Origin of the sequence: Evansella tamaricis, assembly GCF_019042215.1 — a bacterium.
GTDB lineage: Bacteria > Bacillota > Bacilli > Bacillales > Salisediminibacteriaceae > Evansella > Evansella tamaricis.
In genome coordinates this window covers 17,318-30,302 of record NZ_JAHQCS010000062.1, presented here as the reverse complement: position 1 = coordinate 30,302, position 12,985 = coordinate 17,318, and the positions used below count along the sequence as shown (strand labels likewise).

At 40.7% G+C, this 12,985-nt stretch carries 6 protein-coding genes; 4 read left to right on the top strand and 2 right to left on the bottom strand.

What is annotated here, in order from left to right:
• The first annotated feature begins 115 nt into the window (after positions 1-115).
• The 3 genes from KS419_RS05640 to KS419_RS05630 all read left to right on the top strand — a co-directional run bounded on the left by KS419_RS05640 (position 116) and on the right by KS419_RS05630 (position 3,763).
• Entirely contained in the window at positions 116-1,528 is a 1,413-nt protein-coding gene (locus tag KS419_RS05640; RefSeq protein WP_217065051.1) for an IS110 family RNA-guided transposase, read from the top strand.
• Positions 1,529-2,026: 498 nt separating this feature from the next.
• Positions 2,027-2,851 (top strand): hypothetical protein, encoded by an 825-nt coding sequence (locus KS419_RS05635; RefSeq protein WP_217065088.1) that lies wholly within the window; start codon positions 2,027-2,029, stop codon positions 2,849-2,851.
• Positions 2,852-3,175: 324 nt separating this feature from the next.
• A complete protein-coding gene (locus tag KS419_RS05630) occupies positions 3,176-3,763 on the top strand; it encodes a C39 family peptidase (protein ID WP_217065087.1) in 588 nt (195 codons plus the stop codon).
• A gap of 41 nt (positions 3,764-3,804) precedes the next feature.
• On the opposite strand, the gene KS419_RS05625 is transcribed toward KS419_RS05630, so the two are convergent.
• Together KS419_RS05625 and KS419_RS05620 are read right to left on the bottom strand one after the other, a co-directional pair.
• Entirely contained in the window at positions 3,805-6,570 is a 2,766-nt protein-coding gene (locus KS419_RS05625; RefSeq protein ID WP_217065086.1) for a glycoside hydrolase family 3 C-terminal domain-containing protein, read from the bottom strand.
• Positions 6,571-6,861: 291 nt separating this feature from the next.
• Positions 6,862-8,457 (bottom strand): xylulokinase, encoded by a 1,596-nt coding sequence (locus KS419_RS05620; protein WP_217065085.1) that lies wholly within the window; start codon positions 8,455-8,457, stop codon positions 6,862-6,864.
• 304 nt (positions 8,458-8,761) lie between these two features.
• Here KS419_RS05620 and KS419_RS24795 point away from each other — a divergent pair, with 304 nt between their 5' ends.
• On the top strand, positions 8,762-12,985 hold the full coding sequence (locus tag KS419_RS24795) for a LysM peptidoglycan-binding domain-containing protein (protein WP_246593668.1): 4,224 nt from the start codon (positions 8,762-8,764) through the stop codon (positions 12,983-12,985).

Here is a 12,985-nt window from a genome sequence, read left to right as displayed (position 1 = left end):
GTGCCTAGTATAGTAAATAGATCAAGATAATAAAAAAGGTCACCGTTTTCTAGTAGTATAGAAGTACCTATCACAGAACTTCTAATATACTATCCCAACCAAAGGAGAGAAAACGATGACTCATTCTATATTCAAACACATTCAAGGGAAAAATGGAAGTCGATGGGCTAAGTTTATTAAAGACGTAGGAACAGAGAATATATTATTAGTGGGAGTGGATGCAGCAAAGTACACCCATAAAGGGATGGTTAGTACCTATTTTGGGGAAATCATTGTAAGCCCATTTGAGTTCGATGCATCCCTTACGGGAATTGAAAGGGTCAAGGAACTAGTAAGCAAAATAGAAAAAGAATATGGCAAGAAGGAGATTGTAGTCGGAGTGGAGACAACAGGGCATTACTATGAGGACCTAGTTCTTCATTGTCATCTTGCAGGGTTTCATGTTCGTATCATTAATTCAGCGACTACCGCCAAGGAACGAGAAGCACTTTTAAATTGGTCGAAGACAGATAACCTGGATCTCATGGCTATCATCCAAGTACTAATAAATGGACATGGTACATTCGCCGATTTGACGAGCGGAAAGATACGTGAACTACAAAAATTAACACGTGCTCGCCGTGAATTAGTGAAAGAAATGTCTACAATGAAGAATTTAATAAGGTCTTATATTGATCATATATTTAGAGAGTTTCAAGGAAAAAGTGTATGGGTCGATGGAAAAAGAGAAAAAGTGAAACCCTTTTCGGATCTCTTTGGGAAAACCTCACGGTTTATCATGCGCCATTATTTACATCCTAGCGATATACTTACTCTTGGGGCCGAAGGGCTACGCAAAGTATCTGTTGATCATAATCTCAAAATACGAGATGAAAGTATTGATATATTACTAGATTTCGCTCAAAACTCCATTTCAAGAGGAAAACAATTGGTAAAATCAGAACAATTTCTTCTTAACCAAAAGTTAGATCAGTTTGATTTACTCGATAGGAATATTAAAGAGCTAGAGAAAAGGATAGAGGATCTTTTCATTGAAACCGACGGTGGAATTCTCCTAAGCGTCCCTGGAATAGGTGTTGTGACTGGTGCTGAATTGTTTGCGGAAATGGGCGATATATCGGATTTTGATCATGCAGGGCAATTAATCAAGATGGCTGGAACGAATCCAATTGTCAAGCAGTCAGGCGACAGAAATCCTTCCTACTATGGAGTCTCAAAGCAAGGAAGAAGGCAATTTAGAAATATTGTTTACCAAGTAGGGAGATCATTGGCCCATAATAACCCAGAGATGAATCAAAGGTACAAAGCGTTCAAAGAACGTGGGAAACACCACCGACAAGCATACGTGGCATTAGGGAATCGTATGATACGTTTAGCCTTTTCAATGATCCGAAACAATACTTTATACCGTACTAACCAGGGGAATTATCGTTTATACAATGAATTATATAAAAAGCTGCATAGTCCTAATATAAAACGTTTTTATGAAAAGTTCGTAGCGTCTGAAACTTACCACCAATCGGCTTAGAAAGTAAAAATCTATTTATAATAATCAAAGCAACCAATTTATAAATCCTATGTATAAAACATATAAGATATAAAAATTAGAAGTTAAATTTAGAAGGTTAAAACAGGGACTCCTCTAGGACGTTAGATCACATTGTTTATTGTGCCTGAGGCTTTAGACCTCGCGTGCCAGCGTAATGGATCTTGTCCTGCAAGTACGAATAATACGTGAAGAAAAAGTTGTATTTACTAGGCGGTACCTCTGTAGTATGAAAACGCAAGATCCTTTCACGTCGTAGAAGAGTCCTTTTATATTGTTCTGTGATAGTTGATCCTTTTCAAAAAAATGGAAAACGGAAGGTTTAGTTTGAGTTACCCTTTTTTAGCCAAAATTCATTATTGACTTATTTACCATTATACGCTGGCACCTGTCGATTGAAATTTCTGAACCATTATCGGAGGTTTAATGCTATAATAAAATAATTATTACAACTATCTATTACATACATCAGGAGGAGTTATGAAGAATTTAATACTACTAGTATCAGCAGCATTATTTTTAGCAGTTATCACTGCCTGTGGAGAAGAAGAAGTTTTTGAACAAGTTCAAGCAGAATATGAAGATTTCACAAGTGTTTCTGAAGAAGATATTTTGACACAAGTAACCGCACTTATTACGATTAACAATGACTACCTTTCCGAAAGCAGTGCATCTGGATTTTTAGCCAACCGTCTCCACCAATCTGAGGAAGAGAAAGAGCAATTAGAGAAGGAACTTTCACAATACGATGTGACATTTACAGTGGATTCTATTGAAATTGATTCTATCGAAGATAACAATGTCAAAGTGACAGTTGTCCAAAAAGAAGAATACTCCAACATGGAGGAAGATGTTTCAATGGAAGACAGCATCGTAACAATGGAATATACATTTGAAATCCATGAAGGAATTCTCCTCATCACTGCCAATGAAGTGGTGGAATCCATGCCGCTCTCGTTACTAGAAGAAGTGGAAGACTTGTTAACAAGACACTATATATATGCTAATGAAGAAGATATAGAAAGTTATTTATCTACTGTTTATTCATATACGGAAGACGATCAACTAAGTTTGGAGGAACAGTTTGAATTATTCGATGTTGTTTATGAAGTTCTAGAACATGAAATCATAGAATTTAACGACGAGGAAGTAAGTATACAATTGAAGCAAACTACTGTTTTTACACATGTTCATGAAGATTGGGAAGCCTTTGATACTTTAGTAACTGTCGTTCATGTGCTAAAACGCTTAGATGGGGAATTAAAATTTTATTCCACTGAAATCATTGACCAAGAGGAAATTTAATAATCTGTATTGCAAGTGAGGCTTTCCTAGTTATGAACTGGGGGAGCCTCACTCTGTTAGCATCGCAACGGTAGCTCATGTAAGTCTGGCTTTACCTTACTTGCTGTAAATGAGATTAACTCCTATAAGATGGATTCAATTCCCCCCATTATTTAGTCCCTTTCCTAAAACACTTTATTAGCCATTTAGTTTTTCGTCCCCTCCACGTTAATCCATTTGCAGGATATTTAAGTCATAAAGAAGAATAAATAGATACTCCCTATATAACTAAGTATCAAGATTTGTCACGTCATTCGATTTCACCTTATGAAAGGAGTGAATCTCATGAAAAAACATATACTGGAAGTTCCATTTCTAGAGCAAATGCCAGAATTACCGAGGGGATGTGAAGTAACGAGCCTCTCCATGTTGTTACAACACGCGGGAATAAACGTAGATAAGATGCAACTGGCAGAAGACATCATAAAGGTACCTTTCTTTAAAAATGACTTGAACGGTCATCTAAATGATGGATTTGTAGGAGATATGTATTCCTTTGAAACAGACGGTCTCGGTGTTTATCTTCCCCCTATTCAAAAGCTAGCAGAATCCTACTTACCCCAAAGAATACTTCCCCTTTCTGGCTGTAAAATTGACGATATCTTTAAGAGTATGATGGAAGGATATCCTGTTTGGGTAATTACGAATGACACATTTGATTTATTAGATGCTGACCAATTTCAAACATGGAATACGAGGTTAGGAGAGTTGAAGATCACTTACAGAATGCACAGTGTTGTTGTAGTGGGGTTTGATAAGAATGACATCTATGTTCATGACCCCCTATATCATAAGCCTGCGAGAGCCATCTCCCGTGAGCGCTTCGAAAAAGCTTGGATCCAGATGGGAAGACAAGCTCTGACGTATAGATAAAAATCGACAGGTGCCTGGCACCTGTCGACATCTCTCGTTCTCTACAATTGTTTAAACCTCATCCATTCAATCTGTAAACCTGGCTTTATAAAATCCAACTTCATGTCGTAAAAGCCTGCTTCTAAGTTTACTTTATTTAACTTCTGCTTTATCCATTTTCCCCTCGTACCACTCGTTTGTACCGTCGCTATTACTTGATCATTAAAGGTAACATTGCAAGCACTTTGTGCCACATTCGTATCAGAGGACATCACCTTCACGAACATTTGATAGGTTCCTGTTTCCTCCACTTTAATAACAACCGATTCTCCAACTGACGGAGTTACCTGTAATTCCTTTGACAGTAATTGAAATTGTTCAGTGGAGAGGGAAGAATTCGGAACAGCTGTTTTTACCGTTTCTTCCTTCACTTGCTTTCTAGAAAACACCGGTGCATTCATTAAGAACTCACAAATATTCATTGCTGACCGCTGCAATTCGCCCCTAGTCAACGTACCGTCTTGTAATGATTTTTCCGTATTGTCATTATAGGAATTAATTTCAGCGCCATAATTATTAACCACCATATAAAGATCATTTTGAGCACGGACCATCCAATTTGTGGACGTTGTATCTGCCGGACCTCCGTGTACCACATCATTCATTTTCGCCCACCAGTCTGTCATAACAATCCCTTTAAATCCCCATTCCCCACGAAGAACAGTTGTATTTAAATCGTAGTTGGAAGCTGCCCAGTGTCCATTGATTGGATTATAAGAAGTCATAATGGAATTGGCACTGCCTTCCTTTACTGCCATCTCGAAGCCCTTTAAATAGATTTCCCTCAAGGCACGCTCCGACACCACTGCATCTACTTGAGTCCGATACTGCTCCTGACTATTACATGCATAATGCTTTAGCGTTCCATTGGCACCTCCACGTACCACTCCACGGGTACAAGCAATGGCAAAAACACCTGTTATAAGGGGATCCTCCGAAAAATATTCAAAGTTTCGGCCATTTAGAGGGCTTCTTCTTATATTCATTCCAGGGCCGAGCAAAACGTCGATATGATTGCTTAATAATTCCTGCCCTTCCATAACATATAACTCTTCCACAAGCTCAGTATTCCAAGTGGCTGCTAGCAGTGTCCCTATGGAAACTTGGGTGGCTTTATGCCCACTATCCATTCGAATCCCAGATGGACCGTCTGCTGTACACCCAACTGGAATCCCATAATCAAACAGTCGCTCACTCACGCCTCCAAATGCCGAAGCAGTACCTGGAGTTACAAGTGGACTACTCATGCCTTCACCTCTGACAATCGTTGCCAAGTCCTGATCATCCAATTGGGCAACAAACTGCTCCATACTTACTTTCCCATCATATACATCTCTCAGTTTAAACCCTTTATCCCCTGTCTGTTCCAATGTTTCCGGAAGATTTTCCTCGATTCGTTCTGCCAATGATACTTTTTGTTTTGGCACATCCACGTAAGTCACTTTATATGTACCATCCCCTTTTGGCCTCCCTGGCATCATTCTTTTAAACGATTCCGTTGGAGCCAGTACTTCCTCCAGCTGTTCCACTACTTTCAGCTCTTCTAAACTATATGCACTCTTTCCATCCACATCAACTTGCACTAAGCTTTTGACACTATTTCCAACAAACACCTTGTACTCTCCCGCTTCTAACACGTAAGAGGAAGGGTGGCCTGTCACACCGGCATCATCATAGGATGCTAAGGAAGTCACTGGGAAACTAATCGTCACCTGCTCAGAATCCCCCTGTTGAAGTTCTTTCGTCTTTTTAAATCCCACCAACATTTTTGACGGTTTACCTAACTTTCCTTGTGGAGCTTCCACATATACTTGAACCACTTCTTTTCCGGAAAAATTTGTCCCTGTATTTTTTACCGATACTTGTATTTCAAAATACGTTTTTCCATTTTTCTCAATGAGTCTGGCTTCTTCCGAGTCTATTGAAAAGTCTGTATAAGATAACCCAAACCCAAACTCATACTGAACTTTTTCCGGAAAAAATGTTTCAAAATATCGATAACCAACATAAATATCTTCTTCATAAAAGTTTCGAAACTCATCCCCATAATTTTTAGTGGAAGGGTAATCATCAATGGAATAGGCAATCGTATCTGTTAGTTTACCACTGGGGGTTACATCCCCAACCAATACATCTGAAATGGCATTACCACCTTCCATTCCACCGTGCCAGGCATAGACGACACTTTGAATGGGATAATCATTCATCCAGCTCATATCAATAATATTGGATACATTTAGAACCACTACCGTTTTTTCGAAAAAGGTGGTCACTATCTTTAGCATCGCTTTTTCGTTATCTGTCAATTGGTAGCTACCAGGTTCATCTGCATTGTCTTGATCTTCCCCTGCAGTTCGCCCAATCACTACAATCGCCTTAGTCGACCGTTTGCTTGCCTCCGTAACGATTTTCTCTGACAACGGCATTTCCTGTTGGTGCCATGGCTCTGCTGCCCAACCGCCTCCACCATTGTCAAATGGATTCTCCCCAATCCACGTTTCATACACCTTCGCTAACTCTTCATCAAGGATAATATTCTTTTTCCGAAGTCCGTCAATCAAGTTCGTTGTATAAGGGACATTCACACTCCCACCAGAACCAGTTCCACTCCGATAATAATTCACTTGTGTTCTTCCAAAAACAGAAACTCTATCACCGTCTTGAAAAGGCAAGACAGATCCTTCATTTTTAAGTAAGACCGCTCCTTCAGCAGCGACTTTTCTGCTGAATTCTGCAAATCCCTTCAATGGGATTCCAAACTGTTCCATCCTGTTTATTCCTCCTTTATTAGTTGTGGTTTACTCGTCAACAACCCTTGCCTGAAGTCATGAGAGTTCATGCCTATTTCTAAAATGCCATTAAAATGATTTATCTGCTTCATAGTACACTAATTAACATGGCTAAGAAAAGGGCAAGCACCTTGTTCTCCCTCTTTTCGTCATGAAAAAACTCCCCTTAAGCAAACAGATTGTTATGTTTTAATCTGTCCTACCTTAAAGGGAGGATTTCTCATTTCTATTTTATTGCGACTCTGGGGGTCACCTTTTATTATTTTCTTTTTACAGATTTTCTACCGCTGCTCTTTCAATAGGTAGCCCCTTCTTATAACGCTCCATAAATTTCGCAAAGCCCTCTACATCTTTCGGATCTGGAGATACCGTCTTCACCGATTGGTCTGCAAATACATTTTCATTTAAGTAATTTTCCAGTGTCTCATTATCCGATTTGTTAACCATATAGGAAGCTAGAAGGGCAATCCCCCATGCTCCACCTTCTCCTGCCGTTTCCATGACAGAAACAGGAACATTAAGAGCCGAAGCCATGATGTTCTGTCCCACGCCCTCTGTTTTAAATAATCCCCCATGACCTAAAATTTCATCCAGTTTTACTTTTTCTTCTTCCATCAAAATATCCATTCCGATTTTCATTGCTCCAAATGCAGTAAATAAATGAACTCGCATGAAATTAGCAAGATTGAAATGACTGTCTGAAGATCGGACAAACAATGGTCGACCTTCTTCAAAATGAGTCATATGTTCACCGGAAAGATAACCGTAAGATAATAACCCACCACAATCAGAATCTCCTTGAAGGGCCTGCTTAAATAACGTTTCATATAACTTATTCGTATCCACTTCCATACCCATTGCTTTTGAAAATTCTTCAAATAACCCAACCCATGCATTCAAATCAGAAGAACAGTTATTCGAGTGAGCCATTGCCACTAGATTCCCAGTAGGTGTCGTCACAAGATCGATTTCAGGGTGGACTTGGGACAAATCGTTTTCCAATACAACCATGGCAAATGCAGAAGTACCGGCAGAAACATTCCCAGTCCGCTTCGCGATACTGTTTGTAGCCACCATACCAGTTCCCGCATCACCTTCTGGTGGACAAAGGGGGATTCCAGCCTGTAATTCCCCTGTAACATCCAACAATTTTGCCCCTTCTTCTGTAAGTACCCCGGCACTTTCCCCTGCGACCATTACTTCTGGAAGAATGTCTTCTAGTTTCCAAGAAAGATTCTTAGATTCTACCAATTCATTAAATTGAGCCAACATCGTTTGATTATAATCTCTCGTATTCAAGTCAATTGGAAATACTCCGGATGCTTCCCCCACTCCAAGAACCTTCCTACCTGTTAGTTTCCAATGAATGTAGCCAGCTAAAGTTGTCTGAAAGCTAATTTCCGTAATATGTTCTTCTTGATTCAAGATGGCTTGATATAAATGTGCAATACTCCATCTTTGGGGAATATTGTAGTTAAACCGTTTTGTCAGTTCTGTTGAAGCTTGTTCGGTAATATTGTTACGCCACGTACGGAAAGGGACAAGAAGTTCCCCTTCTTGATCAAAAACCATATACCCATGCATCATGGCACTAAAACCAACTGCTCCCACCTTCTGTAAGGTGACCCCATATTGTTGTTTTACATCAGTAGCCATCTTCTGATAACTGTCTTGTAACCCCTTCCAAATTTCCTCTACACTGTAGGTCCAAATATTGTTTACATAGCTGTTTTCCCAATCATAACTCCCTGATGCGATCGGTACTTTTCCTTCTCCTATGAGTACTGCTTTAATTCGAGTTGAACCAAATTCAATTCCAAGTGCTGTTCTACCATTCTCAATGGCCTTCTTGACTTCATGACTCATGTTAAATTCCTCCACCCCGATAAATAAATTAATTATGTAATTTTTGCTCTTACACTTCCCTTTATTATAACTTAGTTGGAAAAGTTTATAAACATAACAAAAATGTTTCACATTAACGTCAACATTAATGTATCCCTTAAAACGAACCGTCCTTTGGAACCTGGTCCGTGAACATTTTGTGAAAAAGAATTCTATACCCAATAGTATTTTCTCCACTTCAGTAAAAGTATATTTTAATTACATGAATAAATAACTTTGATGGAACAATAAGGGAAATCAACAAAATCCATAGGAGTGTGTTACGATGACAGCGATTGATCGACTACAACTAGAGAAAAATGGGGAGAATTACACTCTTATCGTCTACCTTGACCCGCAACTCTCAGAGTTTTCAGCTGAATTAGGACAGGGTCCTGAAAAAACAGAAGAATTAAATACGTACATACAAAGACTTGTTAAAAATAAGTTTGCAAACTTTAGAATAACAACCATTAAAGTGGTGGTGGGAACGGTTCTGATTTCTTCTCTTTCCATCGGTGATGCGGTGACAGCTCATGCCACGTCACAAACAAGTAACCAGACACAACCTGCTGCCATGGAGTTAGACCGTTATGTTGTCAAAAGGGGAGATACTCTCTTCAACATTGCAAGGGAACATAAGGTAACCGTGCCTGAATTAAGAGTAGTGAATCAGCTCACATCAGACACCATTAATGTGGGGCAAATTCTTTACCTGCCTTATTTCACCTACACGGTTGTAGCTGGCAATACCCTTTTTTCCATCGCACGAACATTTAACACTACCGTTGATCAAATTAAGACTTACAATCATTTAACATCCAACACATTAAGGATTGGTCAGCTTTTGAGAATACCATATAATCCTAACACAAAAGCAGTGTCTCCAGTTCCTTCACCGGAACAAACTAAGCCGCCTGAGCCGCCAACAGACACTAATACTCTCAAACATACCGTTGTGTCAGGAGATACTTTATTTTCCATTTCCCGCAGATATGATACTACGGTTTCAGAACTCAGAACGTTAAACAATCTAACGACAGATATCCTAGGCTTAGGACAAGTCTTATCTATTCCACAAAAAACCATGCAACCGCCATCCGGGACAGAGCCGGAACCTGTTCCTGCACCAGAACCAACTGCGCCAGTCCCTGATCCCGTGCCAGATCCGGTAGGACAACAACCTGAGCCTACAGAGCCTGATCTAGGTCCACCAGCGGTTCCACCTGCCACATTAACTCATACCGTAGTTGCAGGGGAAAACTTATGGCGGATCGCTTTACTCTATGGGACATCTGTTTCGGCCATTAAAATGCTTAATAACCTGACATCAGATATCATTAGGGTTGGTCAGAAACTTGAAGTTCCACAGGCAGCGGGAACACCACCTCGAACGCCTGAACCGTCACCTGAGCCAGAACCAATTCCAACACCGGAACCTGAAGTCATTATTCCGGCCATACCAACGTTCTCGCTGTTTGCTCCAATCACGCAAACAAATCAAAACGCTTACGAAGTAACAGGTATGGCAGACCCAGGCATAACGGTAGAAATCACCATAGCTGACGGGAAAGATTCCACTAAAACACAACGTGTCACAGCCAATGAAAATGGCCGTTTCACGATGCAGATGGATGTCACACCATTGGTGGATGGGGACATGGAAATATCCGCAACTGCAATTAGTAGAACAGGGAATTCCAGTGAGCCCTTCATCACAACAATTATTAAAGATACATTCATCGACATTCCTCAGGTGGAATCTGCCCCTTTTATTAATTCGATAACCGTATCAGACTTTCACCTCGTGGGAACTGGTGAACCAAATGGGGTTGTTTTTCTTACGGTTACAGATGAGCACGGTGGAAAAAAAACGTTTGAAACGGTGGTGCAAGAAGATGGGCATTATCTTTTTACTTTGGACTTACGTGATCTGGAAGATTCCACCCTTACTTTTCATTTGACACAAAGGGATCAGGTAGGAAACCGCAGTGAGACAACCATGATCCATGTGGAAAAAGACACGGTGGTACCTGATGCACCCATTCTTGACTATAACAAATATATTAATAATGGAAATAAAGAGTCCTTCTCCATTACAGGTACAGCGGAAGCGAATGGGGAAATCCAGTTAGTCCTATTGGATGAGGAAGGCACTAAATTAGAAACGACTGGTAAAGCTGGTAATGACGGAAGATATAGTATCTCTGTCAATCTGACGGATTTTAGTGACGGTACACTTCTTGTTAAAGTGAGGCAAAAAGATACAGCAGATAACATCGGTCCAACTACCCGAGGCGAAATGACGAAAAATACAGAAGTTCCAGAAATCACAATGGAAGCATTGCCTACGATTTTTAAAGGTAATGTTACAGACTATGTCATTCACGGGGCAAGCTCCATCAACAGTGAGATTGAAGTAACATTCAGCGACGGGAAAACTACGATTCATGGATCAGGCAAGGTGGGAAACGATGGCAGGTATAGGATCCCGCTGAATCTTACTTCCTTAAACGATGGAGATATTTCCTTCACGATTTTAGCTACTAATGTGTTTGGTAATAAATCAGAGGCAACAACAATGACGGTAGTCAAGGACACGATTGCACCCCATGGCATTATCATCGGGAATGATGATTTTGTTAATAAAAGAAACCAGTCGCAATTCACGGTACATGGGACAACAGACGAGGATCATGTTTATGTGGAGATCAGTATCAGTGATGGGGTATCCCAAATTACGAAAACCCTATTCTCCCTAGATGGAATGTTTACGGAGGATTTCGATCTAAGTGGAATGAGAGACGGGTTATTGACGATGGAAATTGTTCAACGGGATCATGCAGGGAATGAAAGTCAACCACAAAAACTGCTAATAGAAAAAATGACGGAAATCGGGGAGCCATCTGTGTCTCGCAGCGGTTACGCCATTCAAGGGGATCAGTTACTCTTTAATCTGGTCGGTACAGCGGATCCATCATCAACCATGGTTGTGACCATAATCAATTCAAAAGGGGAAGAATTGCAGCAGTTAACGTACCGAATCAATGAACGGGGAACCTTCAACTTCGATATTAACGTTACACAACTGGCTGGCGAACATCCTTTAACTTTCCTCGTCTCTAAATCAGACCGGGCCGGGAACAGTAGTGAAGTTCTAACTCCAGATACGGTATCTTATACCGTTGTACGGGGGGACACATTATTAGGAATTGCGCGACGGTACAATACAACGGTAAATGCTATCCGCACCATCAACCAATTATCGAGCGACATGATCTTAGTGGATCAGAAACTGCAGCTTCCTGTGACTGCCAGCACTACTTTAAGTTTAGGGTATATGTACTTCGGGGAACGGAGCAGTTTTACGAATCAAGTGGCACAAACACAGCATTCCTTCAATACGGTCTCTCCTAGCTATTTTGATGTGAATCGGAATGGAACGTTGAAACTAACTCATCTGGTGGATCCCGTTTTCATCTCCAACATGCATCAACAGGGCATTCGTGTCGTTCCATTTTTAAGTAACCATTGGGACAGAGAAGTGGGGCGGGCAATGCTTGCTAACCGTGAACAAGCCACAACCGAAATTGCAAATGCCATAATGAAGTATAATTTAGACGGGGTCAATGTGGATATTGAAAATATTAATCACGAGGATCGGGAGGCGTTTACGGATTTTGTGAGATTATTGCGTCAGAAGCTCCCTGCCTCGAAAGAAGTTTCCGTTGCCGTTGCCGCAAATCCAAATGGCTGGACACAAGGATGGCACGGTGCTTATGATTACAATGCATTAGCCAAATACTCCGACTATCTCATGATCATGACCTATGACGAGAGTTATTACAGTGGTTCCCCTGGACCAGTGGCCAGTCTCCCTTGGGTAGAGAGATCCATTCAATATGCCATTGCACAAGGGGTTCCTAAAGACAAGATTGTCATTGGACTTGCCCATTACGGCCGTTACTGGCGAGAAGGGGCAAGTATTGGAGGGCATGGCATGTCCAATGCCCAAGTGCAACTCTTACTTGACCGCTATGAAAGCACGGTTGTTTTCGACGAAAGAAGTCAGAGTGCAAAGGCAACCGTTATTATTAAACAAGGAGATCCACAAACGTTTATTTTAGGAAATCCACTTCAACCGGGCACGTACACGATTTGGTTCGAAAACGACCAATCGTATCAGGCAAAAATGAGTTTAGTACAAAAATACGGCATTCGTGGTGTCGGTCATTGGAGTATCGGCCAGGAAAACCGAAGTGTTTGGGAGAGTTATCCAACATGGTTTAATACAAGGGATACCGGTGAAGTTGGCACGCCAGTTGCAACACCGCCAAGTCCTCCAGTAGAAGATAAACCTGCATACCTTGATTACACGGTAGTTTCTGGGGACACGTTGTACCGAATTTCATTAAGATATGGGGTTTCGGTTAATGCCATTAAAGAAGCGAATAACTTAACCGGAGATATGATATTTGTAGGTCAGGTGTTGAGAATACCGGTGAAGTGA

Bases quoted from the DNA above. Each gene is read 5' to 3' on its own strand.
- KS419_RS05620 (WP_217065085.1), bottom strand. From the start codon at position 8,457: ATGAGTCATGAAGTCAAGAAGGCCATTGAGAATGGTAGAACAGCACTT.
- KS419_RS24795 (WP_246593668.1), top strand. From the start codon at position 8,762: ATGACAGCGATTGATCGACTACAACTAGAGAAAAATGGGGAGAATTAC.
- KS419_RS05625 (WP_217065086.1), bottom strand. From the start codon at position 6,570: ATGGAACAGTTTGGAATCCCATTGAAGGGATTTGCAGAATTCAGCAGA.
- KS419_RS05630 (WP_217065087.1), top strand. From the start codon at position 3,176: ATGAAAAAACATATACTGGAAGTTCCATTTCTAGAGCAAATGCCAGAA.
- KS419_RS05635 (WP_217065088.1), top strand. From the start codon at position 2,027: ATGAAGAATTTAATACTACTAGTATCAGCAGCATTATTTTTAGCAGTT.
- KS419_RS05640 (WP_217065051.1), top strand. From the start codon at position 116: ATGACTCATTCTATATTCAAACACATTCAAGGGAAAAATGGAAGTCGA.